Origin of the sequence: Sinorhizobium sp. CB7 (assembly GCF_041357635.1) — a bacterium.
Lineage (GTDB): Bacteria > Pseudomonadota > Alphaproteobacteria > Rhizobiales > Rhizobiaceae > Rhizobium.
Genome location: NZ_JAULLL010000006.1, coordinates 1 through 26,470, shown reverse-complemented (window position 1 = coordinate 26,470; position 26,470 = coordinate 1). Strand labels below are relative to the sequence as shown.

General features: G+C 59.9%; 27 protein-coding genes. 15 read left to right on the top strand and 12 right to left on the bottom strand.

The window, feature by feature from the left end:
- The first annotated feature begins 153 nt into the window (after positions 1–153).
- The 3 genes from paoA to paoC are packed head-to-tail and all read left to right on the top strand — an operon-like array spanning position 154 to position 3,935.
- Positions 154–789 carry an aldehyde dehydrogenase iron-sulfur subunit PaoA gene (paoA, locus tag AAE029_RS12640; RefSeq protein WP_371073201.1) on the top strand — a complete coding sequence of 212 codons (636 nt, stop codon included), beginning with the start codon at positions 154–156 and terminating at the stop codon, positions 787–789.
- Entirely contained in the window at positions 786–1,736 is a 951-nt protein-coding gene (locus AAE029_RS12635) for a xanthine dehydrogenase family protein subunit M (protein WP_371073200.1), read from the top strand. Before paoA ends, AAE029_RS12635 begins: the two co-directional genes overlap by 4 nt.
- 3 nt (positions 1,737–1,739) lie before the next feature.
- Positions 1,740–3,935 (top strand): aldehyde oxidoreductase molybdenum-binding subunit PaoC, encoded by a 2,196-nt coding sequence (gene paoC / locus AAE029_RS12630; protein WP_371073199.1) that lies wholly within the window; start codon positions 1,740–1,742, stop codon positions 3,933–3,935.
- Between the two features lie 182 nt (positions 3,936–4,117).
- Here paoC and AAE029_RS12625 read toward each other — a convergent pair whose 3' ends face one another.
- The gene (locus AAE029_RS12625) at positions 4,118–5,020 is read right to left on the bottom strand and encodes a LysR substrate-binding domain-containing protein (protein ID WP_371073198.1); all 903 of its coding nucleotides are present in this window, start codon (positions 5,018–5,020) and stop codon (positions 4,118–4,120) included.
- Positions 5,021–5,136: 116 nt separating this feature from the next.
- Here AAE029_RS12625 and AAE029_RS12620 point away from each other — a divergent pair, with 116 nt between their 5' ends.
- The 6 genes from AAE029_RS12620 to AAE029_RS12595 all read left to right on the top strand — a co-directional run bounded on the left by AAE029_RS12620 (position 5,137) and on the right by AAE029_RS12595 (position 10,893).
- Positions 5,137–5,862, top strand: coding sequence for an SDR family NAD(P)-dependent oxidoreductase (locus AAE029_RS12620; RefSeq protein ID WP_371073197.1), 726 nt, complete (start codon positions 5,137–5,139; stop codon positions 5,860–5,862).
- Positions 5,856–6,344, top strand: coding sequence for a RidA family protein (locus AAE029_RS12615; RefSeq protein WP_371073196.1), 489 nt, complete (start codon positions 5,856–5,858; stop codon positions 6,342–6,344). The genes AAE029_RS12620 and AAE029_RS12615 overlap by 7 nt, the downstream gene beginning before the upstream one ends.
- Before the next feature lie 161 nt (positions 6,345–6,505).
- Positions 6,506–7,807: an epoxide hydrolase family protein gene (locus AAE029_RS12610; RefSeq protein ID WP_371073195.1), complete on the top strand. Its 1,302-nt coding sequence runs from the start codon at positions 6,506–6,508 to the stop codon at positions 7,805–7,807.
- A 30-nt stretch (positions 7,808–7,837) separates the two neighbouring features.
- Positions 7,838–8,509, top strand: coding sequence for a VOC family protein (locus AAE029_RS12605; RefSeq protein ID WP_371073194.1), 672 nt, complete (start codon positions 7,838–7,840; stop codon positions 8,507–8,509).
- Between the two features lie 332 nt (positions 8,510–8,841).
- On the top strand, positions 8,842–8,988 hold the full coding sequence (locus AAE029_RS12600; RefSeq protein ID WP_371073193.1) for a hypothetical protein: 147 nt from the start codon (positions 8,842–8,844) through the stop codon (positions 8,986–8,988).
- A 150-nt stretch (positions 8,989–9,138) separates the two neighbouring features.
- The gene (locus tag AAE029_RS12595; protein WP_371073511.1) at positions 9,139–10,893 is read left to right on the top strand and encodes an acetolactate synthase 3 large subunit; all 1,755 of its coding nucleotides are present in this window, start codon (positions 9,139–9,141) and stop codon (positions 10,891–10,893) included.
- A gap of 143 nt (positions 10,894–11,036) precedes the next feature.
- Here AAE029_RS12595 and AAE029_RS12590 read toward each other — a convergent pair whose 3' ends face one another.
- The 3 genes from AAE029_RS12590 to AAE029_RS12580 form a co-directional block, all read right to left on the bottom strand.
- Positions 11,037–11,900 carry an arginase family protein gene (locus tag AAE029_RS12590; protein WP_371073192.1) on the bottom strand — a complete coding sequence of 288 codons (864 nt, stop codon included), beginning with the start codon at positions 11,898–11,900 and terminating at the stop codon, positions 11,037–11,039.
- 260 nt (positions 11,901–12,160) lie between these two features.
- Positions 12,161–12,661 (bottom strand): alpha/beta fold hydrolase, encoded by a 501-nt coding sequence (locus AAE029_RS12585; protein WP_371073510.1) that lies wholly within the window; start codon positions 12,659–12,661, stop codon positions 12,161–12,163.
- Positions 12,662–12,987: 326 nt separating this feature from the next.
- Positions 12,988–13,608, bottom strand: coding sequence for a YdeI family protein (locus tag AAE029_RS12580; protein WP_371073191.1), 621 nt, complete (start codon positions 13,606–13,608; stop codon positions 12,988–12,990).
- Positions 13,609–13,867: 259 nt separating this feature from the next.
- Here AAE029_RS12580 and AAE029_RS12575 point away from each other — a divergent pair, with 259 nt between their 5' ends.
- Positions 13,868–14,446, top strand: coding sequence for a hypothetical protein (locus tag AAE029_RS12575; RefSeq protein ID WP_371073190.1), 579 nt, complete (start codon positions 13,868–13,870; stop codon positions 14,444–14,446).
- A gap of 158 nt (positions 14,447–14,604) precedes the next feature.
- Here the strand turns inward: AAE029_RS12575 and AAE029_RS12570 are convergent, their stop codons facing one another.
- The 3 genes from AAE029_RS12570 to AAE029_RS12560 all read right to left on the bottom strand — a co-directional run bounded on the left by AAE029_RS12570 (position 14,605) and on the right by AAE029_RS12560 (position 16,841).
- The gene (locus tag AAE029_RS12570; RefSeq protein WP_371073189.1) at positions 14,605–15,318 is read right to left on the bottom strand and encodes a DNA helicase; all 714 of its coding nucleotides are present in this window, start codon (positions 15,316–15,318) and stop codon (positions 14,605–14,607) included.
- A 346-nt stretch (positions 15,319–15,664) separates the two neighbouring features.
- Positions 15,665–16,192: a GNAT family N-acetyltransferase gene (locus AAE029_RS12565; RefSeq protein WP_371073188.1), complete on the bottom strand. Its 528-nt coding sequence runs from the start codon at positions 16,190–16,192 to the stop codon at positions 15,665–15,667.
- A 112-nt stretch (positions 16,193–16,304) separates the two neighbouring features.
- On the bottom strand, positions 16,305–16,841 hold the full coding sequence (locus AAE029_RS12560) for a nuclear transport factor 2 family protein (RefSeq protein WP_371073187.1): 537 nt from the start codon (positions 16,839–16,841) through the stop codon (positions 16,305–16,307).
- A gap of 109 nt (positions 16,842–16,950) precedes the next feature.
- On the opposite strand from AAE029_RS12560, the gene AAE029_RS12555 reads away from it, so the two are divergent.
- Both AAE029_RS12555 and AAE029_RS12550 read left to right on the top strand, forming a co-directional pair.
- On the top strand, positions 16,951–17,958 hold the full coding sequence (locus AAE029_RS12555; protein ID WP_371073186.1) for a LysR family transcriptional regulator: 1,008 nt from the start codon (positions 16,951–16,953) through the stop codon (positions 17,956–17,958).
- A gap of 295 nt (positions 17,959–18,253) precedes the next feature.
- Positions 18,254–19,837: a Na+/H+ antiporter gene (locus tag AAE029_RS12550; protein ID WP_371073185.1), complete on the top strand. Its 1,584-nt coding sequence runs from the start codon at positions 18,254–18,256 to the stop codon at positions 19,835–19,837.
- A 69-nt stretch (positions 19,838–19,906) separates the two neighbouring features.
- Here AAE029_RS12550 and AAE029_RS12545 read toward each other — a convergent pair whose 3' ends face one another.
- On the bottom strand, positions 19,907–20,350 hold the full coding sequence (locus AAE029_RS12545; protein ID WP_371073184.1) for an SRPBCC family protein: 444 nt from the start codon (positions 20,348–20,350) through the stop codon (positions 19,907–19,909).
- Positions 20,351–20,626: 276 nt separating this feature from the next.
- Here AAE029_RS12545 and AAE029_RS12540 point away from each other — a divergent pair, with 276 nt between their 5' ends.
- A complete protein-coding gene (locus tag AAE029_RS12540; protein WP_371073509.1) occupies positions 20,627–21,277 on the top strand; it encodes a glutathione S-transferase family protein in 651 nt (216 codons plus the stop codon).
- A gap of 134 nt (positions 21,278–21,411) precedes the next feature.
- Here AAE029_RS12540 and AAE029_RS12535 read toward each other — a convergent pair whose 3' ends face one another.
- Positions 21,412–22,302: a LysR family transcriptional regulator gene (locus AAE029_RS12535; RefSeq protein ID WP_371073183.1), complete on the bottom strand. Its 891-nt coding sequence runs from the start codon at positions 22,300–22,302 to the stop codon at positions 21,412–21,414.
- 97 nt (positions 22,303–22,399) lie between these two features.
- Between AAE029_RS12535 and AAE029_RS12530 the strand changes: the two genes are divergently transcribed.
- Positions 22,400–23,149, top strand: coding sequence for an SDR family NAD(P)-dependent oxidoreductase (locus tag AAE029_RS12530; protein WP_371073182.1), 750 nt, complete (start codon positions 22,400–22,402; stop codon positions 23,147–23,149).
- A 150-nt stretch (positions 23,150–23,299) separates the two neighbouring features.
- On the opposite strand, the gene AAE029_RS12525 is transcribed toward AAE029_RS12530, so the two are convergent.
- The 3 genes from AAE029_RS12525 to AAE029_RS12515 all read right to left on the bottom strand — a co-directional run bounded on the left by AAE029_RS12525 (position 23,300) and on the right by AAE029_RS12515 (position 25,412).
- Positions 23,300–24,187: a hypothetical protein gene (locus AAE029_RS12525; RefSeq protein WP_371073181.1), complete on the bottom strand. Its 888-nt coding sequence runs from the start codon at positions 24,185–24,187 to the stop codon at positions 23,300–23,302.
- A gap of 151 nt (positions 24,188–24,338) precedes the next feature.
- On the bottom strand, positions 24,339–24,887 hold the full coding sequence (locus AAE029_RS12520; RefSeq protein ID WP_371073180.1) for an AAA family ATPase: 549 nt from the start codon (positions 24,885–24,887) through the stop codon (positions 24,339–24,341).
- A gap of 120 nt (positions 24,888–25,007) precedes the next feature.
- Complete coding sequence (locus AAE029_RS12515; RefSeq protein WP_371073179.1) at positions 25,008–25,412, bottom strand: hypothetical protein; 405 nt, start codon at positions 25,410–25,412, stop codon at positions 25,008–25,010.
- A gap of 158 nt (positions 25,413–25,570) precedes the next feature.
- Here AAE029_RS12515 and AAE029_RS12510 point away from each other — a divergent pair, with 158 nt between their 5' ends.
- Complete coding sequence (locus tag AAE029_RS12510) at positions 25,571–26,101, top strand: hypothetical protein (protein WP_371073178.1); 531 nt, start codon at positions 25,571–25,573, stop codon at positions 26,099–26,101.
- Positions 26,102–26,470: the final 369 nt, after the last annotated feature.

Genomic DNA, 26,470 nt, shown 5'->3' with positions numbered 1-26,470 from the left:
AGCGCAACTTATAGGCTTTATGAACAAACGGCACCTAATCGAAGCGGGAGGGTGCCCTAACTTTTCTATGACGTCGATCCTGATCGCGCGCCCGGTTTCGCCGCTGGGCGCGCGTTTGACGTTAAAGGCATTCTCTGAACATGGGAGCACGATATGCAAAATCCCGGTGAACTCGAACTTACACGGCGCGACCTGATGATCGTGACGGCCGCCTCCGTTGCGGTGACGGCGGCGCCGTCCGTGGCCAAGGCGCAAGCGACCGATACCGGAGAGCCGGCGGCGGCGAAGGTGTCCTTCACGGTGAACGGCACGGATCATGCACTGGAACTCGACACGCGCACGACGCTGCTCGATGCACTGCGCGAGCATCTGCATCTGACGGGCACCAAGAAGGGCTGCGATCATGGCCAATGCGGCGCCTGCACGGTGATGGTCGATGGGCGGCGGATCAATTCCTGCCTGACCTTCGCGGTGATGCATGACGGCGACAGCATCATCACGATCGAGGGATTGGGCCAGCCTGGCAACCTGCACCCGATGCAGGCCGCCTTCGTCAAGCATGACGGATTTCAATGCGGCTACTGTACCCCCGGGCAGATCTGTTCGGCCGTGGCCGTGCTCGAAGAGATCAAGGCCGGCATTCCAAGCCATGTCAGCGCCGATCTGACCGCGCATCCGCAAGTGACCAATGCCGAACTGCGCGAGCGGATGAGCGGCAACATCTGTCGCTGCGGCGCCTATTCCAACATCGCCGAAGCGATCACAGAAGTCGCAGGGAGGCCGGCATGAAATCCTTTACCTATGAACGCGCCCGGACCCCTGCCGAGGCTGCGGCATCGGCTGCGCGCAACAAGGATGCAAAGTTCATCGCGGGCGGCACCAACCTCATCGACCTGATGAAGCTACAGATCGAAACACCGACGCACTTGATCGATGTCAACGGGCTTGCGCTCGACAAGATCGAGGCGACGCCCGACGGCGGACTGCGCATCGGCGCGCTCGTCCGCAACACCGATCTTGCTGCCGACGAGCGTGTGCGGCGCGACTACGGCCTGCTCTCCCGCGCGCTTCTGGCAGGCGCCTCAGGCCAGTTGCGCAACAGGGCCACGACCGCCGGCAACCTCATGCAGCGCACGCGCTGTCCCTACTTCTACGACACCAACCAGCCCTGCAACAAACGTCAGCCCGGCAGCGGCTGTTCGGCAATTGGCGGATTCAGCCGCCAGCATGCGGTCGTCGGCGTCAGCGACGCCTGCATCGCGACGCATCCGAGCGACATGGCAATCGCCATGCGCGCACTCGACGCAACGATCGAGACGGTGCGGGCCGACGGCACGACGCGCAACATTCCGATCGCGGTCTTCCACCGGCTGCCCGGGGACACGCCGCATATCGAGACGGAGCTTGCCGAGGGCGAGCTGATCACGGCCGTGGTTCTGCCGAAGCCGCTCGGCGGCAGGCACATCTACCGCAAGGTCCGCGACCGCGCCTCTTATGCCTTTGCACTGGTCTCCGTTGGCGCGATCGTGCAGCCGGATGGATCGGGACGCGTGGCCGTCGGCGGTGTGGCGCACAAGCCGTGGCGGGTGGAGGCTGCCGAGGTCGACCTGCCGAAAGGCGCCAGAGCCGTATCCGAGCAGTTGCTCGCCGACGCCCATCCGACAGGGGACAATGCGTTCAAGGTGACGCTCGTCGAGCGCACCCTCGGCGCGGTATTGAATGAAGCAAGGGGTTAAGAGATGAAGTTCGACACTCCAGCGACAACGAACCCGATCGACCAGCTGAAGGTGGTCGGCCAACCCACCGACCGCATCGACGGCCACCTCAAGACGACCGGCACCGCACATTATGCCTATGAACGGCATGACGCCATAGCGAACCCGGCCTATGGCTACATCGTCGGCTCGGCGATCGCCAAGGGGCGGATCAAGTCCTTCGACCTTGGCGAAGCTCGGTCCGCGCCGGGCGTCATCGCCATCGTCACGGCGGAAAATGCCGGCACGCTCGGCAAAGGCAAGTTCAACACCGCCAGGCTGCTCGGTGGTCCGGACATCGAGCACTACCATCAGGCCGTTGCGATCGTCGTCGCCGAGACCTTCGAGCAAGCGCGCGCGGCCGCGCAACTGGTCCACGTCGACTACGCCCCGGCCGACGGCGCCTTCGATCTGTCGGCCGCCAAGGATTCGGCTGCCGTGCCGAAAGAGGGCACGCCGCACACCGCCGTCGGCGATTTCGCCGGCGCCTTCTCCGCAGCCCCCGTCCAGCTTGACGCGACCTACACGACGCCAGATCATGCGCATGCGATGATGGAACCGCATGCCTCGCTTGCCGCATGGGACGGGGACAGGCTGACGCTCTGGACCTCGAACCAGATGATCGACTGGGGCAGGACGGATGTGGCAACAACGCTCGGCATGCCCAAGGAGAATGTTCGCCTTCTCTCGCCGTTCATCGGCGGCGGTTTTGGCGGCAAGCTGTGGGTGCGGTCCGATGCCGTACTTGCGGCCCTTGGCGCGCGTGCGGCCCGAAGGCCGGTGAAAGTGGCCCTGACGCGGCCCTTGGTCTTCAACAACACGACCCACCGTCCGGCCACGATCCAGCGCATCCGCATCGGGGCGGGCACGGACGGCAAGATCACCGCGATCGGCCATGAGGGCTGGTCCGGGGACCTACCGGGCGGCAAGCCCGAGGAGGCGGTGATGCAGACCCGGCTGCTCTATGCCGGCGCCAACCGCATGACAGAGTTGCGGCTCGCCGAACTTAGCCTTCCCGAAGGCAATGCCATGCGCGCGCCCGGCGAAGCGCCGGGGTTGATGGCGCTGGAGATCGCCATGGACGAGATGGCCGAAAAGCTCGGCATGGACCCGGTCGAGTTCCGCATCCTCAACGATACCCAGGTCGACCCCGAAAATCCGGATCGCCCCTTTTCGCAGCGCCAGTTCGTCACGTGTTTCCGCACGGGCGCGAAGCGGTTCGGCTGGAACAATCGCGATGTGCAACCCGGCCGGCGCCGCGAGGGGAACTGGCTCATCGGGATGGGGACCGCCGCCGGCTTCCGCAATAACCTTTTGACGAAGTCGGGCGCGCGCGTCCGGCTCGACAGCCGCGGCGTCGTCACGGTCGAGACCGACATGACCGACATCGGAACGGGCAGCTACACCATCATCGCCCAGACAGCCGCCGAGATGATGGGCCTGCCGCTTCACAAGGTGGAGGTGCGTCTCGGCGATTCGACCATGCCGGTTTCGTCGGGCTCAGGCGGACAATGGGGCGCCAACAACTCGACCTCGGGGGTCTATGCGGCCTGCGTCAAGCTGCGGGAGGCGGTGGCGGAGAAGCTCGGCTTCAACTCCACTGAGGCGGTCTTTGCGGACGAGCATGTCCGTGCGGGCAATCGTCGCGTATCGCTGGCGGAGGCGGCAGGCGAGGGTGGGCTTTCCGGTGAGGACTCGATCGAATATGGCGACCTCGCCACGAAATACCAACAGTCGACCTTTGGCGCGCACTTTGTCGAAGTCGGGGTCGATGCCGCAACCGCCGAGATCCGTGTCCGGCGCATGCTGGCGGTCTGCGCTGCCGGACGCATCCTCAATCCGAAGACCGCGCGCAGCCAGGTTATCGGCGGGATGACGATGGGCGTCGGTGCCGCGCTGATGGAGGAGCTTGCGGTCGACAAGCGCCGCGGCTTCTTCGTCAATCACGATCTTGCCAGCTACGAGGTGCCCGTCCATGCCGACATCCCGCGCCAGGAAGTGATTTTCCTCGACGAGACGGACCCTGTCTCCTCGCCGATGAAGGCTAAGGGTGTTGGCGAACTCGGCATTTGCGGTGTCGGCGCGGCAGTGGCAAATGCGGTCTACAATGCGACCGGCGTTCGCGTGCGCGACTATCCAATCACGCTGGACAAGCTGCTCGACCGATTGCCGGCGGCTTGATTCGCGGCTTTGCCCCTCACCCTAACCTTCTCCCCGCAAGCGGGGTGAGGGAACGATCGAGCAAGCGGCAAACTCCCCTTCGCCCCGCCTGCGGGGAGAAGGTGGCCCGAAGGGTCGGATGAGGGGCCGGCGCGGTAGACAATATCCTTGCGACGACTTCCGAATCCTTCAAAAATCCCCCCTCACCGAAGCGGGATCCAGAGCGGGCTTTTCCAGGCTTTCAATTCCTCGAGGAAGACCTGCAGCTTCGATGGCAGGAAGCGGCGGGTTGGATAGACCGCGTGGACGAAGAGGTCCGCCGATGACCATTCCGGCAGGAGGCGGACGAGTTTGCCGCTTGCGATCCCATCGTCGCAATAGGTCGACGGCAGAAATCCGATGCCGTGGCCTCGGTATGTGAAGTCGCTCACCGACTGGAAATCGCGGGTGGAGATCGGGCCGGAGACCGCGACCTTGATCGATTTCTTGCCACTGACGAGAGACCACTCGGCCTCGTTGTTGCGCCCATTCAAGAGCACGCATTGATGGTGATGCAGGTCCTCAGGCTTCGCCGGCAACTCACGGTTGCGCAGATAGTCCGGTGAGGCTACAAGATAGCGCAGGCTCTTGCCGATGCGCTGGGCGATAATGGTGGAGTCCTGCAGCTCCCCGAAGCGGATGGCGACGTCGATGTTTTCCGCAATCAGATCCAGGAACAGGTTCGTGATAAAGAGATCAACCTGAATGCGCGGATAGATCTTCATGAAATTCGATAGGAATTCGTAGAAGATTTCCTGTCCCATGATGACCGGGCCAGTAATCCTCAGAAGGCCTTCCGGCTGCTTCTGGGTGTGGGTCAGCACCCTTTCGGCATCGTAGAGCTGGTTCAGCGGTTCGCTGCACTGGTTGAAATAGGCGCGTCCCTGAGCCGTCAGGCTGAGCTTGCGCGTCGTGCGCTGCAGGAGCGTGACACCCAATTGCTCCTCAAGGGCAGTCACCTTGCGGCTGACGGTGGAGACCGGCATGCCCAGCGCGCGGGCGGCGCGGCTGAAGCTTTCGAACTGCGCAACCTTCACAAAAACGGCGATGTCATTCAGATCAGCCATGCGATGATTTTTGCATGGATGCAAAAGTAATTCCAGATATTTCCATCTAATCAAGGAATAGCGTCTCCGCCATATTGATCGCAGCAATGACGCTGCAAACTTCCAAGGAGACTAACATGCAAACGCAGAAGACAGTTTTGATCACCGGCGCCTCCCAGGGCATCGGTGCGGGCCTTGTAAAGGCCTTCCTCGAGCACGGCTATAACGTGGTCGCCACATCGCGACGGGCAAGCCAGTCCGAAGAGATTGCGGGTTCCGACCGGCTGGCATTGGTCGACGGCGATATCGCCGATCCTGCCACGGCGAAGAAGGTTGTCGAGACGGCGCTTGCCCGGTTCGGCTCGATCGATGCCCTCGTCAACAATGCCGGCATCTTCTTCACCAAGCCGTTCCTCGACTATACGATCGAGGATTATCGCAGGCTCGCTGCCACGAACCTCGACGGATTTATCCATCTGACGCAGCTCGCCGTCAGACAGATGTTGACGCAGAAGACCGGCGGCAGCATCGTCAGTATCACGACGCCGCTGGTCGATCATCCGATCGCGGGCGTGAACGCCTCGGTCGCCATGATGACCAAGGGCGGCATCGAAGCCATCTCGAAGAATATCGCGATGGAGTATGCGAAGGAGGGAATCCGCGTCAACACGGTTGCTCCGGGCGTTGTCGATACGCCGCTGCACAGGGACAACCCGAAAGACTTCCTGAAGACGCTGTCGCCGATGCATAGCATCTCCAGCGTCGAGGAGATTGTCGATGCCGTCCTCTTCCTGACCGACGCTCCGCGCATAACCGGGGAGGTGCTGCACGTCGACGGCGGCGCACATTTGGGCAGATGGTAAACCGTCATGAAGCGCCGGCCGCTGGCGCAGAACAGCGGCTCAAGGATCTCGGCATCGCGCTGCCTCCGGCACCCACACCCTTCGGCTCCTATGTCGAGGCGGCCAGGATCGGCAAGCTTCTCTTCCTGAGCGGCATGCTGCCGGTCGTCGGCCACGAGCCGCAGTTCATCGGACGCGTCGGCGAGGAACTGTCCACCGAGGACGGACGGAAGGCGGCTGAGATTGCGGTTCTCAGCGCGCTGTCTGCGATCAGGGATCACCTTGGATCACTCGACAAGGTCACGGGCGTCGCCAAGCTCGGCGTCTATATCGCAACCCCCGGTGATTTTCGCGAACACCCCAAAGTCGCCGATGGCGCCTCCGACCTTCTCCTGAAGGTCTTCGGTCCCGAAATGTTGTCTCCCCGTATCGTGCTTGGCGTTGCCAGCGTACCGCTCGGCATGCCGGTCGAGATCGAGCTTATTCTCGAGGTCGCAGATTGAGAGCTGCGGCCGGGCACCCGCCCACAAGCGGTGTCCGGCCGCATGAAAGTGATGAGTGCGTCGCCGCAATTGAAAAAGCTGAAAGGAACGAGAATGACCATTCTGCAAAGACCCATGCGGGCGCGCTGCGCTGAGTATTGGGAACCTCAAGGAGAATTGCCATGATCAGCAGATGCGCGCTTTCACTGTCGCTTTCGCTCCTGACTATCGCCGCCGCCCACGCGCAAACGCCGGCGCCAGGCGGTTCGGCGACATCCGCGCAGATGCCCGCGACCGCGAATACGCAGGCAAACGAAGACACATCGATCCGGCCGTTCTGGGTTCATATATCAGAGGAAGCGATCGCCGACCTCAGGCGCCGCATCAATGAGACCCGCTGGCCCGAGAAGGAAACCGTGCCCGATCGCTCGCAGGGCGGCCAGCTCGCCAAAACGCAGGAGATCGTTCAGTACTGGGGCAGCAGCTATGACATGGGCAGGGTGGAGGCGAAACTGAATGCGCTGCCGCAGTTCATGACCACGATCGATGGCCTCGACATCCATTTCATCCACGTTCGTTCCAAGCATCCGAACGCGTTGCCTGTCATCATCACCCATGGCTGGCCCGGCTCGGTGATCGAGCAGATCAAGGTGATCGGTCCGCTCACCGATCCGAGCGCTTACGGCGGCAGCGCAGAGGACGCGTTCGACGTCGTCATCCCGTCGATGCCGGGCTACGGTTTTTCCGGCAAGCAGACGGGCACCGGCTGGGGCCCTGACCACATCGCCCGCGCCTGGGGCGAGCTGATGAAGCGCCTTGGCTACACCCGCTACGTCGCCCAGGGCGGCGACTGGGGTTCGCCGATCAGCGAAGCGATGGCGCTGCAGGCACCGGAGGGATTGCTCGGCATCCACATCAACCTGCCGGCTGCGGTCCCGCCCGATGTGGCCGCAGTGCTGACCAGCGGCGGACCGGCTCCGACGGAACTTTCGCCCAAGGAACGCGCGGCCTTCGACGCGCTCGACAATCTCTTCAAGAAGAAGCGGGCCTATGCCGCGATGATGGGCACGCGGCCCCAGACGATCGGCTATGCCCTGACGGATTCCCCGGCCGGGCTTGCGGCCTTCATCTTCGACTATAATGACGGCGAGCCCGAGCGCCTGCTCGACAGGGATGACGTACTCGACGACATTTCGCTCTACTGGCTGACGAACAGCGCGGCCTCGGCGGCGCGGCTCTATTGGGAGAATGGCGGTCGACCTGTTATATTTGCGGCGGCCCAGAAGACGGATGAAATCAAACTCCCGGTGGCCATCACGGTATTTCCAGACGAATATTATCAGGCCCCAGAGACCTGGGCCCGACGTGCCTATCGCAATCTGATCTACTTCCGCGAGGCCGACAAGGGCGGCCATTTCGCGGCATGGGAACAGCCTGAGCTTTTCAGTGCCGAGCTCCGGGCTGCGTTCAGGCCGTTGCGCTAATGAGGCAGAGCACAAACAGAGGAGGAAGTCATGGCAGCAGCAAGTGAATCCCTGAAAGCACGGACGGTCGACATGAGGTTCGAGATCGCCGTCATCCCCGTTTCGGACGTCGATCGCGCCAAGCGTTTTTACGGCGGCCTCGGCTGGAGGCTCGATGCCGACTTCGATGGCCCCGACGACTACCGCGTGATCCAGTTCACGCCGCCGGGCTCCGGGGCCTCGGTCATCTTCGGCAAGAACGTCACTGCGGCGGCACCCGGCTCCGCCCAGGGCTTGTACCTGATCGTCTCCGACATCGAGGCCGCCCGCAAGGAGCTCGTCGATCGCGGTGTCGAGGTCAGCGACGTGTTCCACGCCGCCGGTGATGTGCATGTCGGCACGGACGAGCCCTACCTCTTTGGGCGGCGCCGGGTTCCCGGACCGGATCCAGAACGCCGCAGCTATCGCTCCTATGCCTCGTTCCGCGATCCTGACGGCAATGGCTGGCTGTTCCAGGAGATCACGGAGCGGTTGCCCGGACGCGTGGACACGGATGTGACGACATTCACCTCGCCGACCGAGCTTGCGGCCGCACTCCGCCGCGCGGAAGCCGCGCATGGGGAGCACGAGAAGCGGACCGGCGGCCAGCGGGATGAGAACTGGCCGGAGTGGTATGCGGAGTACATTGCCAATGAGTATGCAGGCAAGCCGCTGCCGACGTGAACGGCGGTAGGGCGAGGTGGCCGCACCGTGATGCAGGAGTGCGGATGGTGCGGCCGATGTCACTGTGCCGCGGGCTTCAGGCTGTTGTTTTCACAGTTTTGCACGACACGCGGGAGCTCTGATTTGAGAAAGAAGACGTTGACGGCCTTCCATTTTGCGATTAGCTCTGTCGTCCATGAAAATCGTAACGCTTTTCGTAGTGGTGATGTCGCGCATGGGCAGGATGGCGTAACCATCCGGCGATTGCCACCCATGCGCCGAAAGCAGGTCCCTGACGGGGCCTTTTTTTATGCCTTTTCAAACCAATAGATCTCCAGATGACGAATTGAGCAATGACGAATACCGATACCGCCATCAAAAGCCTCTCTGAAGCGATCGACCCTATCGCTCAATTCCGTTTGGATGGTCGTGTCGCAGTTATAGCCGGCGTGAGCGAAGGTATCGTGGTGGTGCGAGCGCGCATGGGCAGGATGGCGTAACCATCCGGCGAAAGCACCCATGCGCGGAAAACAGGCTCCTGACGGGGCCTTTTTTATGCCCCGTCGAACCCAGTACCTCAATCACGACGGAACCGTATCATGACCAGCAACAACACCAATCCAAATACCACCAGCCCTTTCGACAATCGTATGAATGGGGGCGAGATCGTCCTTCAGGCGCTCCGCGACAACGGGGTCGAACATATCTTCGGCTACCCTGGTGCAGCCGTTCTCCCGATCTACGACGAAATATTCCAGCAGGAGGACATCAGGCACTTCCTCGTGCGCCATGAGCAGGGTGCCGGCCATGCCGCCGAAGGCTATGCCCGTTCGACGGGCAAGGTCGGCGTTATGATCGTTACATCCGGGCCGGGCGTCACCAACGCCATCACCCCGCTTCAGGACGCTTTGATGGACTCGATCCCAATCGTCTGCCTGGCGGGCCAGGTTCCGACGGCATTGATCGGAACGGATGCATTTCAGGAATGCGATACCGTCGGCATTACCCGCTCGTGCACCAAGCACAACTGGCTGGTCAGGCACGTCGACGAGCTTGCGGAAACCATCCACAAGGCATTCCGGGTCGCAAAGTCCGGGCGTCCGGGACCGGTGCTTGTCGACCTGCCGAAGGACGTGCTCTTCGCCACGGGAAGCTATACGCCCCCGGACAGAGTTCCTCCGCTTCCCGGCTATCAGCCCAGAACGCAAGGCGACCCGACCGCGATCACGGCGGCGGTTGCCCTCATGGCAGAGGCCCGCAGACCTGTGATCTACACGGGTGGCGGCATCATCAACTCCGGGCCTGAAGCATCGAAGCTCCTGCGCGAGCTGGTTGAGCTGACGGGCTTTCCAATCGCATCCTCTCTGATGGGGCTCGGAGCCTATCCAGCCTCCGGGCCGAACTGGTTGAAGATGCCAGGCATGCATGGCTCTCACGAAGCCAATATGGCGATGCACGACTGCGATCTGATGATCTGCATCGGCGCTCGCTTCGACGATCGTGTCACCTCGCGTCTTGACCAATTCTCGCCGCACTCGAGGAAAGTTCACATCGACATCGATCGCTCGTCCATCAACAGAAACGTTCGCGTCCATATCGGCATTCAGGGAGATGCGGCTGAGGTTCTGGCGGATATGGTTCGGATATGGCGAGCGCTTCCCGACGCTCCCGACAAGAAGCGGCTTGACGACTGGTGGACGCGGATCGGGCAATGGCGGGCACGGCGCTCGTTCTCCTACGAGATGCGCAGCGACGAGATCATGCCTCAATACGCACTGGAACGCCTCCATGCCCTGACGAAGCATCTGGACCCGTTCATCACCGCCGAGGCTGGTCAGCATCAAATCTGGGCAGCGCAGTTCTTCGGCTTTGACGAGCCCAATCGCTGGATCACATCCTGTGGGCTGGGCACGATGGGCTTCGGCCTGCCTGCCGCTCTCGGGGTGCAAATTGCCAATCCCGGACGGCTGGTCATCGACATCGCGGTTGACGCTTCGGTTCAGACGACGATGAAGGAGCTTTCGGCGGCAATACAGCACGAGGCTCCAATCAAGGTTTTCATCTTGAACAACGAGCACATGGGCATGGTCCGCCAATGGCTGCAAATCCCGCATGGCAACCGCCAATCGCATTCCTACCCGGCATCCCTGCCGGATTTCGTCAAGCTGGCGGAGGCCTATGGGGCGGTGGGGCTGCGCTGCGAAAAGCCTGATGAGCTGGACGACATGATCAGGGAGATGATCGAGGTCGATCGACCGGTTCTCTTCGATTGCCGTGTTGCAAAACTCGCAGATGTTTATCCGATGGCGCACGCCGGGCAGGCGCATAGTGACATGCTTTCGCCTGAGGATGTTGGCGAGGGCCGCTATTGGGGTTCGCTCCGTACCAGCCCGGGATTTGCCTGATCCGCGTTTTGGACGGCAGCCGGTAACACCTGCGCGTTGGCCGATTCCGCTGAGCTTGGCCAACGCGTTTACGAACAGATGCCTATTTTGCGACTTCGCGTGTCCACTTAGGCCGCAAACGGACATCGCGCCATTGCCGGATTTCAAACAAGCGGCAGCTGACCCAATAATTTCCTTGTCTGAATGGCGTCCCAGGAAATGTATTCCGTGATAGCCAGGCCCACGATTTCACATGCATTCGAGACGTCGCGAAGCAGCCTGACAACATGATCGGGGTCCAACCGTCCGCGGGGCACGCCGCTCAGGAATCCTTCCGCGGCATCTGGTTTGTTGAAGAGGATCGGTCGAAACCTGTTGGGGCTCATGGCGTCAACATCGAGATGCACGGCCAGATGTTTGATCCCCTCTTGCGCGATCCAGTTCAGGAGCGATGCGCTTCCCTCCGACAGATCTCTCGATGCGGTATGCTGAAGGTTTAGTCGATCTATGACCTCGTCCTCGTTGGCCGACCACTCGTCCAATCCCGCATACATGACCTTTGAAGGCTGGACATGGACATCGACTTCCCGAACGAAATCACGGTCACCTTCACCAAGCAGCATGCCCAGCACTTGCGCATGGGCGTGGCGGGTGTCTTTCAGCGTCTGGATATCCGGGTGTGCATCGATCCATAGGACTCCGAGGCTCCCGCCGTATCTCTTGTTCAAGTAGGCAACGGGAGCCAGATCGACCAGACAGTCGCCGCCGATTGTAAGAACGCGATCAGGTTGATGCCTTTCGATTGCAGAGCGCGCTGCGCGTGCCTGTTCCAGCAGCGCGCTCTTCGCGATGATGCCGTCCTCCGTCGACAGTGTCCCATCGCCGGGTGGCGGGACGGGAATCGTCTCTTCAGGTCCGTCGGACCGTGGGAGAAGCCATGACAACAACTGCGAACTCAGATGGTATTCCGCAAGGTTTCCGCCTTGCCATTGAGGCATATGCAATCTGAGAGTGGTCGAGGATGACATGGGTATGAACCTCGTTTCAAATGCACAGCGCGGCAATAGGCGCTTTCATGCGATTGATGCCAAGCGGTGTCGGCTTGCGCCAACAATCGCGCTCGCCAATTATTAACGACCAAGCCATAGCGAAGTCCGAAGGTAGCCTCACGGTCCGTCTCCGCCTGCTCCAACCGCGTATTGCGGTTCAAGGAAGTTTGCCGTGGCCGTCACGAGCCTGTCCAGCATCTCGACGCCGGACGATGTGTTAAAAATGTGATCCATGGGAGCTACCCACAACTGATTTCTGCCTCTGTGCGCCTGTGCGAATTTTTGCGCAGTTCCCAAAGGAATCTCAGTGTCGAAGCTGCCTTCTGCAATGAAGACCGGTCCACCGTCGCAGCGATCTCTTTCAACGGGTCCACGTTTTCGACGTCGACAAAGAAGTCATGACCGAGCGTCACGGATGCGCCCCAAGGCATCCGAATTTCGGTCGGCTTTCGGCGCCGGAGCCCCCGCTTATATGCATCATGCCCGATCATCGCTGGAAACGACACTTTTGGCTCGCCAACAGAGGTCCAAAGCGCAACCCCTGCTGGTCGGTTCGTTCGGCCTGACGCAACAGCGGCAACAAGCCCACCTTGGCTCCACCCCAACAGATAAATCTTCTTGGCATCGATTGACGGTAGGCCGCCTACGAAGTCCATCGCGGCGATGCAATCCGTGATTTGGCGTGTGTAGGTCGTGTCGACGAAACGTCCATCGCTGTCGCCAGAACCTCGAAAGTCTATCCTCAGACTGGAAAAGCCGAAAGCCGCAGCCTGTTAGCGACGTAAGCGAAAATCCCGGTTTCATGCTGGGGTATCATGAGTTCGTGTCGGGTTCCGCCGAGTCCGGGAAGAAGCAAGACGATTGGTGAACTTGGGGACGCCGCCAGATGCACAGTTCCCACGACGCGATGCCCTTCGACCTCAAAGCTTACGTCCTCCTCTACCGTCATTGCCGCTCCCACTTGTTCTATTGGTTTGTCTACGGTAGCGGTGCGCCCTCACGCAATGACCGAAGGCGGAAGATCGCCCGGCCGATCGCGCCATTTACGGACGTTCGAACCCTTGCTTTACCGCTCCATCGCGCCCTTTCCTTCAAGGATCCTGTCGCGGAATTTGGCAATGCGTGAGGTTCGCGTTTCGGACTTCTTCACCGTGCTGAGGTTGATCACATAGCTTTTCTTCCGCCCTGGCGTCAGATTGTGAAAAGCCTCTGCAAGCTCAGGATCGGAATCTAGAGCGTCAACCAACTCCTCGGGCAGTTCGATTTCACTTTCCTCTTTTGGCGGTTTAATGCCCGCCTCCGCATAGACAATCGCCTCCTGAAGATATGACAGGATGATCGGCTCCATCGTCGCGACCTGTGCATTGTCCACAAAACGGATCATGTCGGGGTGTCGCGTGTTCGGCCCCTGCTTTTCGAGTATGGCTTCGGGGTCCTTCATCAGGGCTGCATTGAAGAAACTGATGCGAAAATCGCCGCGGAAGGCACCGATGATCACGATATTGCGACCTCTATGCATATAGCAGGGATGCGCCCATTTTACCGTCTCAACAAGCCCTGTATCGCGACAGATCCGGCGAAGTTCGTTCAGTCCATGAGCCCATTGCCGCGTTGAACAATCTGGTGTGGCAAAGCGCTCGCAGCGTCCGCATCCTTTCGTAAAGTAGTCCTCAATTTCAGTGATCATTTCCCTCGTCCCAATATCGCGTCGTAAGTTTAGCCAACTCAAGCATGTCCAGCTAATAGATCAGTTTGGGGCCGATTACGAAAGATCGGCGCTTCCGAAATGCGCCACGAGCATTCATTACCGAAGTCCCTGTTTCTCAATCGATCTATGAATGCGGAGGAGGGTGCTTTCGCGACTAAAGCGGGATGCCGAAGAGCCATCGCGCGACAAGTGTTGAAATTCGCGGTGTGGCTGCGATACTCCCTCGGGGGGAAAATCGATGACGCGTTACTCGCGAATATCGGCTGCTTTGCTGTCACTGTCGCTCATCAGCGCCGGACCGGCTGACGACGGCCGTTGGTATGCCGGCGACTATTCTTTCTCCGATGAGCTTGGCGGCTTCCGGATCCTATCAGTCAAAGGCTCAGGTACAAAAGACGATCCGATCGAAATCAACGAAGAACTGAGCTCGGCCACCCCCGTCACTCTGGTGATCAGGGCCGCAAAGCCATCTCAACTTGCAACGCTCCTTCAGGGTAGCTTCCATTTGCGCGTCGTCGCTCTGAACAAGAGCGGATTGGCCTGGATCGGGTTCGAATTCGAACTTCAAGAGATTCGTGACATACCAAGCGACTTCAATGACGGTCTGTCATTTGGTCAAACCGACCCTAATCCGGATTTGATTTCGTCCAACCGGTTTGCCCGTTTTGAAAGCCATTTCGAGAGCTTTGATCAACTCCGCTTCGAAAGCGGCCACGTTGATCCTATGGACCGAACGCAGTTTGGCTTCTTTGTCACGGATGTGACGCCTGTTACCGAGTTCTACCTAGTGCAGGACCCGCTCATACCTTTCTCGTGAGACGCCCTGCCATGGCGGAAGCAAGGGTCAATTCGGCGAGCTCCGAGGTGAAGGAGCTGGCTTGCGATGTCAGCTTTCGGGCCGTATGCGGAAGTTCAATCGCTTCGGATAAGACGGACTGCCGCGAAACGGTTGAGGTCGCGCGGCAGTCCGACAAGTTAGGCTACATCTTGAAGCTGGGCCTCGCCGTTGTGGAGGAAGCAGGCTTTGGTGAATAGTCCCAGGTCGATAAGATTAGGCAGTCGGATGTCCCTGACATCCGGTAGGCGTTTGCTTTCTGGATCAAACGACCGATCAATTTGGGAAATGAATCCGAACACAACGCCGGTCCTCCTGGCGAAATCTCCAAGTGCGAAAATTTGATCCGAAAGTGCAGGTTTGCTTCGCTGCTGGTCGAGTATCTGCAGATAGTCGATCACGGCAACAGTTCCCGGCTCCGTCCTCGACAAATGACGTATGATATAATCCGCACTGATTTCGTCGGAGGTCACGATTTCAAGGCGGTCACCAAGACCCTGAGGTTCTTTTTCCAACGACCGAATGTGTTTGCGTGCCTGCAGTTCTGTGACTTCCAGCGTGAAGAGAACCGCTCTTCGGTCGTCCTGCGCAGCGTCAAGCAAAAGCTGAAGTCCAAGCTTGGTCTTGCCATGTCCGGGACGCGCTGCCAGCAGCAACAGATCGCCGTTGTTCAGCCGTGACAATATTGTTTTCGACAGCGACCCCGCTGTGATCTGAGCCGAAAGCAGGCTCCATCTCGCAAACCCTTCCTCACGCGCAATCTGATCCAAAGCGGCGTGCAGGGGAACACTGGTATCGCGAGCCATGAGCTTAGCTCGACGTTTCAATTGGAAAATTGGAGCAGAAAGTTTCATCAAGGGACCTCCTATCCGAGACAGAATCGCAACCCCTCCTTATGCGACGCTCGAACAGATGGTTCGATGATGATGCTACCCTGTATGTGCAATACTTCCCCGAAAGGAGGGAGGAGGCGTGGGCCAAGCCTGTACCGCGAAGCTAACGGGCCCGGTGATTCGCCACAAGCCTCAATGACCTCAGGGCCATATGCGGTCATTGTTCGTGAACCTCACGCGTGAAGAGCTTAGGATTCGTGAATGCGTCCATGGCTCTCATCCGTGCGATCGGGGAGACAATGCCGCAACCGTCAGGCCATAAAGGGAAGATCGATGATTTTCGAAAAGCGCTATGAGTCGCCATCCATCATGTTGCAGACTTCTCGTTCCATTCGGAACGAAGCATCCCCATGATCGCCGTATCCCATCGTTCGTCACCCAGTTTCACGGATGATCGCCTCACACCTTCCGGAACAAAGCCTAGTTTCGAATAGGTGCGTATCGCCGCTACATTCCAACTGTAGACATTCAGTTCCAGCCGCTCGATCGCCACTTCTGCGAACGCTTCCACCAGAACGAGACGCAGCATCGGAACGGAGAGGCGCCGGCCTCGCATCGCCGGCGCGATCGCCACTCTTGCAATTCGCGCCACCCCATTTTCCCAATCATATGCCAGTTGCACATGCCCTACAGGGTTTGCGCCTTCATCCTCGGCCATCCAGCAGCGCCGCTTGGGATGAGCGCCATCGCCATCCTCTATCATGGAATCGAACTGCGCAGAGTTTAGCGGATAGGTCAGGCCGGGACCGCCCCATTGAACCACCTGCATCTGATTGCCGAACCAACTGGATAAAGTTGCATAATGCTGCGCTGTGAATGGTTTGAGGGTCAGCATGTCGATGAATATTCTCTCCTTCGGTCCGCAATCTTAGCGGGATGAGGATATTTGCCCTGAGGAGGAAGCAACATCAATAGCCGCGAAGGTGGCTAAGCTGCATCACCCGGCACTATCCTGCTTGTCCGCGGGCAAGGGCGGCTGCCTGCTCCACGCTCACTCCCTTGACAAGAGGGTCGGCGTGCCGGTGTGCCAGACGCCATTTTGACCCTTCACGGCGATAGACCAGGGTAACCCGCAGTGGCCAGTCCTGGGCGGGGAGGCCGCCGACCTCCACGTTCTGCCGTTCGATCAGCGCAAGCACCACCATGTCGGCGGAGCCATAGGCTTGAACCACTTCCTGTTCGAAGGTTCCGTTCTTGAAGAAACGCCCCATCGCCTCCATTCGCTCAGCCGTGAGTTCAAAAGCGCGCGTGGGCTTCCCGCCGAATGGAGACATCAGCGTAAAGTCGTCGGTATAGGTGATCAACGCGCGGTACCGATCGAGATCCCCGCGCATGAGCGCTGCATGCGCCTCCTCGGACCGCTGGATGAGATCGGCAACAGCCTGATCGGTGCGCGCGTCGGCAGATGCATTGGTCGATTTCGGCAAATGCGACAAGACGAGGCCGGCGCCCGCTGCCGCGAGGACTGAACGTCGTGATGACATGGGATTGCTCCTTAATGGGTTTCCATCGATGCCAAGCCACGGCACGCCGCCTGGCTTTCGAAAGATCGCACTATCGCCATGCTGAATCCAATGATACGATTTCAGCAATATGCTGCACAAAATTGACCTGTCGCGTACCGACCTCAATCTTCTCGTCCTCTTCGAGGTCGTGCTGGAGGAGCGCCATGTCGGCCGAACCGCCGAGAGGCTCAGCCTCACGCCTTCGGCGGTCAGTCACGGGCTTGGCCGGATGCGCAGGCTTCTCAACGATCCACTGTTCGTCAGAACGCCCAAAGGCGTCGTTCCGACGGCGCGTGCGATGGAGCTCGCCGCGCCCATCGCGGACGTGCTGGCGCGAGCAAGGAGCATCGTCTCGACCGCCGAGCCGTTCGATCCCGCCAGATCTAGGCGCCGGTTCAAGATTGGCGCCCCAGACGGGGCTTCGGCCGTGTTCCTGTCGCCACTTCTGGCAAAGTTGCAGCAAACGGCGCCCGCCGTCGACATCAGCCTGCGCCAGTTGCTTCCGCTGTCGGGAGAGACCTCACCCGAACGCGCGTGGCGCGCCGTCTTTGCGGATCTGGAGGCGGGCGCGATGGATATCGCCATCATCCCCTCCGGACCTGTTCCGGCGCGCTTTCATTCGCAATGCCTTTACGAGGAGGATTTCGTCGTCACCACGCGCGCCGGACATCCATTTGCGCATGAACCGACCCTTGTGCGATACTGCGAAATGCAGCATCTGGTGGTCTCGCATACCGGCGATCCTTTTGGCTTTGTCGATGAAGCTCTGGCGAACCACGGCTGTTCACGGCGCATCGCATTGACCGTTCCCGACTTTATGTTCGCCTTGGCAGTAGTGGCCGAGACCGATCTGATTTCGGCATTGCCGAGGCGGTTCGTCGCTACCTATGGCGCGCGATTCGAGGTGCTGGCCTTGGAAGCACCCCTGCCGCTGAGAACGTTCCGAATCACCGCCATTGCGCCAAAGGCGGCGATGATGGATGAGGGTTTGGCATGGCTCTTCAACCAGCTTCAAGACGTGTTCGGTTCGGTAGATCGCCGGCAAAAGCCAGCTCTTGTCCGAAAAAGCCGATCCGGCAAGCGACATGAAGGGTAACGTCACAATCGCGCGACAGGCTTTAAGCTATTGTTTTCATGCATGTCGTTGCCGCAAAACCGCTGCACACTTTTGCGTGGCATGCACTGGTTGGATTGCCACCATCGAAATATGCCCAGCAGGAGAGGGGCGATTGGCGAGGCCGGACCATTCTGAAACCGGTCCATCGGCCATGCTACTGACCTGGCAGAATTTCCGTTGAGTTTGTCCGGCGGGCGCCTTTGAGCAATTGCGTTTCGACAAAACGCGCTTTGTAATAGGCCCATCGCAATGAAAGCCATTTCAGGGCAGAACCGTGGACCCAACGCACTTATTCGAGCTTGTGATCGGGATGTTTGTGGCAATCATCGCGCTGCATTATGCCGCTCACAGCTTCGGACTGCCGCCATCTGCGGCGCTGCTCGCCGGAGGCGCGATGATTGCCTTCCTTCCAGGCCTGCCCGCCATCACGGTCGATCCCAGTCTTGTGCTAGTCATCTTCCTGCCGCCGCTGCTAATGGATGGTGCCTGGTCCATCGCTCTCAGCCGGCTGCGCCGCCATATGATCGGCATTGCCTCGCTTGCCATTGGCGCGGTGTTTTTCACCTGCGTCGTCGTGGCCGTGGTGGCCCATCTCCTGTTTCCTTCGCTGCCCTGGGCAGCGTGCGCGGCGCTCGGGGCGATCGTTTCGCCACCTGATGCAGTTTCCGCTCGCGCCGTGCTGGAGCGGGTAAAGCTACCCCGACGCTTGCAAATTCTGCTTGAAGGGGAAAGCCTGCTCAACGATGCGAGCGGTCTCGTGCTCTTCCGTTTCGCCATTGCCGCTGGTGTTACCGGTGCATTCAGCGCAGTCGATGCGGTGGGAAACTTTTTCCTGCTGGCGGTCGGCGGCGCCCTCGTCGGCATCGCCGTCGGCACGGCATGGGTCCTGTTCGTGCGCCGCCTCGGCGACGAATATCTGATCATCGCCGCCACGACCCTGTTGTGCTGGACGTCCTATCTGCTCGGCGAACTGATCCATGTTTCAGGAGTGATCGCCACCGTGACCACGGGCCTGATCGCGAGTTGGCATCAGCACACCGTCCTTTCGGCCTCCACACGCATGCGCGGCTCGTCATTCTGGGACGTCATAATTTTCCTGATGGAAGCCTCTGTCTTTATATTGATCGGGCTGTCCTTGCGAGGCGTCGTCGAACGTGGTGGCGGCTTCGGCGTGGTGATCGCAACGATGGCGTGGCCGATCCTGGTGATCCTGATCGCGCTCACGCTTGCGCGCTTCGCCTGGGTCTTCGGATCGGACTTCGTGATAAGGCTTTGCAATACGCTCGGGCTTGATCGATACACGCCACTCGGCGCCCGCGGCGCTGCCGTGCTGAGCTGGGCGGGCGTTCGCGGCGTGGTCACCCTGGCCCTGGCGCTGAGCGTGCCGGAAGGCTTCCCCGGCCGCGACTTCATCCTGGTGACGTCGTTCGCCGTCATTCTGGGAACAGTGCTTGTCCAGGGGACGACGCTCGGACGTGTGATCGATTGGGCAAAGCTGACCGAGCCGGAGTCGGAAAAGGCGCGGCTCACCATGAGCCAGGCCGAGGCCGCCATGGCCCAGGCGCAATTGGCCACCGTCCAAAGCCGGGCCTATGACAGTGAGGGCAATCTCATTCATCCTCGATTGCTGGAGCGGTATCAGCGCAGGGCCGTGATGATCGTCGACTATGCCGCCCGCACAGAAGATTACATGCCTGTGCTCCATGCCCACTTCGATGTCGTCCTCGAAGCGGTCGCCACCGGGCGCCGCGAACTCATCCGGCTCCACCGCGCTGGCGAAATTGATGACGAAACGCTGGACGAACTGGAACGGGACCTCGATCTCGAAGAGCTGAGCGCGATCTCCGCCAAGTCGTGACGTCTGTTGCACGCCGTTGCACCGGACCGCGGAACCCTCACGCGATCCGATACCAAGAGCCGCGCTGGGCTATTGATTAATCTCCGGCTCGACAAGCCTTGCGAGGTTCCTGAGCGACTCCTGCCAGCCGAGATAGCAAGCCTCCGGCGGAATGAGATCCGGCACACCTGCCTGCGTTATATCCACCTCGGTCCCGACCGAAACCTTCTTCAGCGTCACGGTTACTTCCATTTCACCGGGCAGGTTGGGGTCGTCGAACTTGTCCGTGTAGCGTACACGTTCGCCCGGAACGAGCTCGAGATATTCGCCACCAAAGGAATGGCTATGGCCCGTTGTGAAGTTCCGAAAAGACATTCTGAACTTGCCGCCGACCGCTCCTTCAAGATGATGTACGGTGCAGGTGAAGCCGTTCGGGGGCAGCCACTTGGCAAGCGCATCCGACTCGATAAACGCGCGATAGACCTTCTCCGGGCTGGTTGCGAGAACGCGGTGCAAGCGTATGGTACTCGGCATGTCGTAATCCTTCCTGAATTGATGGCGTTGACGACTCTAAGACGAACGAGGTTTGGTCGGTCCGACATGGGTCGAATTTATTTAAGTGAGGGGCGTTTAGTGCCGCAAGCCGTTATTAGGCAATGTCTCCTTCGCGCAAAAGCTGACGTTCAATAGCAGCAGAAACGCATCCTTTGTGCCGCATTTGAACTGACCGCGGGGATTATCTCGAGCACGAAGTGTCGGAATCTCGTTTTGCCAATCGTCTTCAAGGCAGACAAGCCATGGAGGACAATGATGACGATTACGATCACCGCCTTTGAACGGTCACCCGATCGCGGCAAGGGTCTGGCGCGTGACATGCGCGTTCGCTGGGCGCTCGAAGAGGTGGGCCAGCCTTACGACGTTCGTCTTCTTTCGTTCAAAGCGATGAAGGAACCCGCGCATCTCGCGCTTAGTCCTTTCGGGCAGATTCCGACCTATGAAGAAGGCGATCTCGCCCTGTTCGAGTCGGGGGCGATCGTGTTCCATATCGCCGAACGCCATGCGGGCCTGCTGCCAGACGATGCGAATGCCCGGGCGCGCGCGATCACGTGGATGTTTGCCGCGCTCGACACGGTGGAGCCGCCGATCTTCGATCGCAGCCTCGCCAAGATTCTCGAGCGCGACGAGCCCTGGTACGAGCAGCGCCTGCGTTTCCTCGAGGACAGTATCCGGAAACGGCTGGGCGGCCTTTCCGCTCGCCTCGGCGATGCCGACTGGCTCGATGGTGCGTTCAGCGCCGGTGACTTGCTGATGGTGACGGTGCTGCGCAGGTTGCAAGGATCGGGTATTCTAGAGGATTATCCGAATCTCTCCGCCTATGTCGCCCGCGGCGAAGCGCGGCCTGCATATAAGCGTGCTTTCGACGCTCAGTTGGCGGTTTTCACCGCCGCGTCGAACGGCTGAGAGAGGTCCGCTCTTGGCCTAAGCCATCATTAGCAATGTCTCCTTTGGGCCGCAGAACGGCTTTGTGAACGCTTTGAAGAGATTAGAAGCGCAGACTCCCCAACCACCCGGCCGTGCGTAGCACTCTGTACCCATCAAACAAGCGCCCTGACCTCCTGCGCAATGAAATCACACAGCAGCCGTACCTTGGCCGGCACCGTGCGGCCGAAGGCATGCAACGCATTGAGCGGGAGGGAAGGCAGCGGCTCGCGGGGCAATACCTGCACCAGCCTGCCTCGCCTCAGGTCGTCCGCCACCACGCATTTCAGCAGATAGGCGATGCCCATGCCTTGGAGGGCGGCGGCCTGGAGGGCGAAGCCGGAATCGCAGTCGATGACGCCGGCGGGCGAGATGAGTGTTCCGTTTGAAAAGCGGATCTCGAAAGGTCTCGCGGGAAGCGTGTAGCGGACAAAGGGGAGGCAGGCGAGTTCGGCGATCGTCTTCGGCTCGCCCTCGCGTTCGATGAAGGCGGGCGAGGCGACCAGCACCATGTCGAGATTCGCGAGCTTGCGCGAGATCAGTTCGCTTTCCGGCGAATGGCCGACCCGGAAGGCGACGTCATATCCCTCCCGGATCAGATCCACGTATCTGTCGGTCATGCCGATGTCGAGATGCAGGGCCGGGTTCGGCTTTACAAATTTGGAGAGCAGCGGTTCCATCAGGATGCGGGCGAGTTCGCTCGGCAGGCTGATCTTCAGGCGTCCGGAGGGTTGGCATTCGGTGCTGATCACGTCGCCCGCCGCTTCGATCTCCTTCAGAAGGGGAGCGACACGCTCGAAGAAGGCGTGTCCGTCAGCCGTCAATGTCAATGCCCGCGTCGAACGCAGGAACAGCCGGGTTCCGATTTTCTCCTCGACGCGCGCAACGCTTCTGGAGACGCCCGATGGCGTCGTTTTGAGATCACGCGCCGCAGCGCTAAAGGATCCGGTCTCGACCGTGCGCACGAAGGCCAGAAGGCCCGGCGTCTCTTCGAGAAGGTTTGGCATTCTCACCTCCGAGGCACAGATCCTGTGCTTGGGCTCCGTCTAATAGGCGTGGAGCACAGCCGCTATCTCCATGCGTGTGAACGTGGAGTAATAAGCAATGCAAAGTCTTAAAAACAAGGTCGCCGTGATAACCGGCGGCAATAGCGGCATCGGCAAGGCGACAGCCAAGCTTTTCGCCGCCGAGGGCGCTCAAGTCATCGTCACGGCGCGCAGGCAGGAAATTCTTGACGACGCGGTCGCTGAAATCGGCAATGGGGCGGTGGGCCTCTGCGGTGATGTCGCCGATCTCGGGCACCATCAGGAAGTCGCCTCGGAAGTCGCACGCCGGTTCGGAGGAGCCGACGTCTATGTGGCGAACGCCGCCATCATCAACCTCGCGCCTTCGGATCAGGTGACCGTCGCCGAATATGACCAGCATTTCGCTGTCAATACGCGCGGCGTTTTCTTCGGCGTCCAGGCCATCGCGCCGATCCTGCGCGATGGCGGCAACATCATCCTGACGAGTTCGCTCGCCGCCACGAAGGTCCTCGACAACCATGCCCTCTACGCCGGGACGAAAGCCGCGGTCGCCGCTTTCGCGCGCAACTGGGTGAAGGAATTCCGGCATCGGGGCATCCGCGTGAACGTGCTCAGCCCCGGACCTGTCGAAACGGCCATCCTGACGAAGCTCGGCGTCTCCGAGGCGGACAGGCCCAGCTTCCTGGACATGATGGCGAACATGATACCGGCCGGCCGGCTTGGCCGCCCCGAAGAGCTGGCGCGTGCTGCCCTGTTCCTCGCTTCCGACGCGGGCAGCTTCGTCAACGGCATCGAACTGCATGTCGATGGCGGCATGGCTCTCACGTGAAGGTGGCGGGGAGCGGGATGCCGTCGCCGTTTCCACCGGGGTTTCATCCTCGCCCTGAGGCGAGGATGCATTTCCCACGGCTGCCCGGCAAGGCAGCGAGGATCAAGGCAGCCAGCGACGAGCTTCCTTGCCTTTAGCAGCCCTGTGTCATTACTTGTAATAGTGTCTGTAGCTGCGGCCGATGCTTGGCACTATTTCCTTGAGCACAGCCTTAATTCCCAGTGCCTTCCCGTTTTGACGAAAACGAAAGTTCTCAACGCACGCGGACATGATTTTTTCCGGATAAACATCTTTGAAAAAACGAAGGGCGTCGAGCTCTTTAAGGACATGGTGGAGGTAAGAGCCGACGGGCGGCGCGAGCTCTTTCCAGAATCCCATCGTCGTCAGTATGTTGTTAAACAGATGGATTGTTGAGGCGTGCCGACACTTTTCCTGACACTCATCAAAATGGTTTGGAAGGAGAACTTTCCAGATGTCGTAGTGTTCTATGGGGTAAAAATATTTGTGCTCATAAAGCTTGAGCGCTGCGCGATTGGCCTTGATCGCCTCGAATATCATGCTTGGCCCTGTCTCACCCCATCGCAGCTCCTTATCGAGCTTTGTCTTCATCATTTCGGAGAGTTTGGCCAGAATTCTCTTGTCCGAGACATACAGTATCGCGCCGTTAAGACCTCCTTGCTCTTCTTTCACGAGTATATCCGGATGCGATGGCACGTCGTTTTCTCTCGTCATGAGAAGATCCACGTCAATCCAGACCAGATCTGCCGCCTTGATCATTTCGTACCTGAACAGGTCCGAAAAATGCGACAGATCCGGCTTTCCATTGTATCTCACTCTGGCGACCATATGCTCCGGTACGATCGTTGCCGCATCGGCCGCCGTTACTCCCGCTGGGGTGTTCGGTATTGGCTGGTATGAGAACAGTGTAGTCGGATAGCCCTGCGCTATGAACGAAGACAGACAGGCTTGGTCAAGAGCGCTCAATCGACCTTTCGCCCAGAAGGCACCGACCCCTTTCGATTTCAGTATGTCGACCACGTTTCCCCCTTGCTCTACCAAGACAATCTTTGGCTGAACGCGTTCGGGTGCATTTACCGACAGTAAAAGAAATCCTACTCAGGATAGTACACTGAGCTTCAATGCACGTAAAGCATCGTCGCACGGGTGATTTGCTACGTCGATCCTGGCATTAACGCGACCGCATGGGATTGTCAGGCAGCAGGTTCAGAATGAAATCCGCTCGTCCGGCGACGTCCGTTTTCGGCAGGACCACGGCCTCATAGCCGAGTGCCGGATAGATCGCGGCAAGTCGCTCATATTCGGCGACCGCGTCATCAAGTCCGTGACGTCGTTCGGCATCGGTCGCATAGATTTCCGGCCAGGGCGGCGCGAGAAAGACCTTCTCGTGATAGCGGAAGGTGGCTGCCAGTTTTTCCAGGGTCGGCTCTCCGGTCAGGTGCTGCAGGGCGGCGGCCGCATCGATGACGCCGCGGTCGAAGAACGTCCAGCCTTGATGCAGGGCGGCAGCGGCGTGATCGGCCGCTGCCATCTGGATCGCACGATGGGCGAACGCCACCATGTCGACCGAGGGCAGGGCCGCGCCGTCGCCTGCCAGCTCCTGGCTGATGATGCGCCGGCCAGGTTCCTCGACGACTGCAAGACCGCGAGCGGCCAGTTCCACAAGCAGCGTCGACTTTCCGCCGCCCGAACATCCGGAAATCAATACAGATCTGTTCAATTCTCGAACTCCAGTCGTGAAAGCTGAATCCCGCTCTCGATCTAAAAATTGAAACGGCCCGTCGGCCCGAAACCGCACAGTTTTCGGCATTCCGCACTGGTGATGGTTTACGGCCACTGATCAGCCGGCACGACAGCGGTGAAAGGTTTCGGGCTCCGGAGAGCTCCAGGGAAAGTCCAGCAGCGCCAAGTCGATCTTGTCCGGCGCCAAGCGCCGCATGACCACCGTCCCTGAACTTGTGGGGCTTCCTCCCTTGTAGCATTGCCCGATGAAGCGAACTTCGTCCGGCGCGCCGACCGGCTGCTTCAGTTCGCAGCCGACCTCATAGAACTCGAAGCCGGATCTGGTAACCACCAGGACATCGACTTCGCCGTTTACCTGCTGGCAATGGGCCGGGTCGCTCGACCATTTGCCCATGAATTCGTCCGTCACCTGAGCTTGCGCCAGAGCCGGCAGGCCAAGGACGATCAAGGCAGCCAGCCAATGAGCATGCCTGAGGTCCGCTCTCCGCTCCATGAAGAACACGTCGATATCCTCCCGTCGCCGCCAGCTTTGCGATAATTTTATAGCGGCCTTGTGGCAAAAAGTCACTTTCCGCGCTGAAACTCACGCAGATATGCTCGCAGTGGTAGTCGTTTTTGCCTAAGCAAGGTGCCATGTCGCGCGCATCCGGAGGAGGTTACATGACTGCGTTCCGTTTTTCGTACATCGGCTTTTCTTCGCTCGCATTGCTGTGCACGATCGCTGCTTGGCCTTTCACATGCGGCGACGCCGTGGCCGCACCTGCCGGCGATCTGCACCAGATATGCCACCAGGCCGGCGAGGACGATACGCTGCGCGGATACACGCCCGCTCTCAGAGACGAAACCATTCGTGCCTTCAAGGCCCGGTTCCCGGACGCCAAGGACGCGCCCGCCGACGATGAGTTGCAAACGCAGGCCATTTTCCGCTGCATGGGCGGCAGGATCCTCGTCTGCTTTGTCGGTGCAAACTTGCCCTGTTCAAAGATGAACGCGGCCCGGGATAACCCCGGAGCGGATGCGTTCTGCCGGGAGAATCCGAACGAAGACATCGTTCCCGCCTTCGCCACGGGTCATGACGCAGTTTATTCCTACAGATGCCGCAACGGGCAAGCGGAAGTTACCGGCTCGTCATGGGAGCTCGACAAACGCGGTTTCGCAACGAAGCTCTGGACCGAGCTTCCCGATCGCTAGATGTGAGATTGTCCGTGTTGGGGGACGAGACAGCGGCTGTCTGTCCTTGTCCTTTCTCTTCAAGCCAATTCAGTCGACCGCGTCTGCGGCATTAAGATTTGATCAGAAGCGTTGCCTGCAACGTGTCTCGAGGATTGTTGTCTGGTATTGGCGTCTCGCCGCACGCCCTCTTCCCTGTGCTTGTCACAGGGATCCAGCCGCGCCGTGTCCACGGCGCGAGGGACGCCTTTCCGTCACTCTTCGACAGGGGAGACGGGATATCTCCATTCCGCGTCGCTATTAGTGGGCCACAACAGGAGTCTTTTCGCCGCGCGGACGCACGGCGGCTGGATTCCTGTGACAGGCACAGGAATTGTCTCTCAAATCTGT

Excerpts from the sequence above, each read along its gene's own strand:
- paoA (WP_371073201.1), top strand. The coding sequence starts at position 154 with ATGCAAAATCCCGGTGAACTCGAACTTACACGGCGCGACCTGATGATC.
- AAE029_RS12635 (WP_371073200.1), top strand. The coding sequence starts at position 786 with ATGAAATCCTTTACCTATGAACGCGCCCGGACCCCTGCCGAGGCTGCG.
- paoC (WP_371073199.1), top strand. The coding sequence starts at position 1,740 with ATGAAGTTCGACACTCCAGCGACAACGAACCCGATCGACCAGCTGAAG.
- AAE029_RS12625 (WP_371073198.1), bottom strand. The coding sequence starts at position 5,020 with ATGGCTGATCTGAATGACATCGCCGTTTTTGTGAAGGTTGCGCAGTTC.
- AAE029_RS12620 (WP_371073197.1), top strand. The coding sequence starts at position 5,137 with ATGCAAACGCAGAAGACAGTTTTGATCACCGGCGCCTCCCAGGGCATC.
- AAE029_RS12615 (WP_371073196.1), top strand. The coding sequence starts at position 5,856 with ATGGTAAACCGTCATGAAGCGCCGGCCGCTGGCGCAGAACAGCGGCTC.
- AAE029_RS12610 (WP_371073195.1), top strand. The coding sequence starts at position 6,506 with ATGATCAGCAGATGCGCGCTTTCACTGTCGCTTTCGCTCCTGACTATC.
- AAE029_RS12605 (WP_371073194.1), top strand. The coding sequence starts at position 7,838 with ATGGCAGCAGCAAGTGAATCCCTGAAAGCACGGACGGTCGACATGAGG.
- AAE029_RS12600 (WP_371073193.1), top strand. The coding sequence starts at position 8,842 with ATGACGAATACCGATACCGCCATCAAAAGCCTCTCTGAAGCGATCGAC.
- AAE029_RS12595 (WP_371073511.1), top strand. The coding sequence starts at position 9,139 with ATGAATGGGGGCGAGATCGTCCTTCAGGCGCTCCGCGACAACGGGGTC.
- AAE029_RS12590 (WP_371073192.1), bottom strand. The coding sequence starts at position 11,900 with ATGTCATCCTCGACCACTCTCAGATTGCATATGCCTCAATGGCAAGGC.
- AAE029_RS12580 (WP_371073191.1), bottom strand. The coding sequence starts at position 13,608 with ATGATCACTGAAATTGAGGACTACTTTACGAAAGGATGCGGACGCTGC.
- AAE029_RS12575 (WP_371073190.1), top strand. The coding sequence starts at position 13,868 with ATGACGCGTTACTCGCGAATATCGGCTGCTTTGCTGTCACTGTCGCTC.
- AAE029_RS12570 (WP_371073189.1), bottom strand. The coding sequence starts at position 15,318 with ATGAAACTTTCTGCTCCAATTTTCCAATTGAAACGTCGAGCTAAGCTC.
- AAE029_RS12565 (WP_371073188.1), bottom strand. The coding sequence starts at position 16,192 with ATGCTGACCCTCAAACCATTCACAGCGCAGCATTATGCAACTTTATCC.
- AAE029_RS12560 (WP_371073187.1), bottom strand. The coding sequence starts at position 16,841 with ATGTCATCACGACGTTCAGTCCTCGCGGCAGCGGGCGCCGGCCTCGTC.
- AAE029_RS12555 (WP_371073186.1), top strand. The coding sequence starts at position 16,951 with ATGCTGCACAAAATTGACCTGTCGCGTACCGACCTCAATCTTCTCGTC.
- AAE029_RS12545 (WP_371073184.1), bottom strand. The coding sequence starts at position 20,350 with ATGCCGAGTACCATACGCTTGCACCGCGTTCTCGCAACCAGCCCGGAG.
- AAE029_RS12540 (WP_371073509.1), top strand. The coding sequence starts at position 20,627 with ATGACGATTACGATCACCGCCTTTGAACGGTCACCCGATCGCGGCAAG.
- AAE029_RS12535 (WP_371073183.1), bottom strand. The coding sequence starts at position 22,302 with ATGCCAAACCTTCTCGAAGAGACGCCGGGCCTTCTGGCCTTCGTGCGC.
- AAE029_RS12530 (WP_371073182.1), top strand. The coding sequence starts at position 22,400 with ATGCAAAGTCTTAAAAACAAGGTCGCCGTGATAACCGGCGGCAATAGC.
- AAE029_RS12510 (WP_371073178.1), top strand. The coding sequence starts at position 25,571 with ATGACTGCGTTCCGTTTTTCGTACATCGGCTTTTCTTCGCTCGCATTG.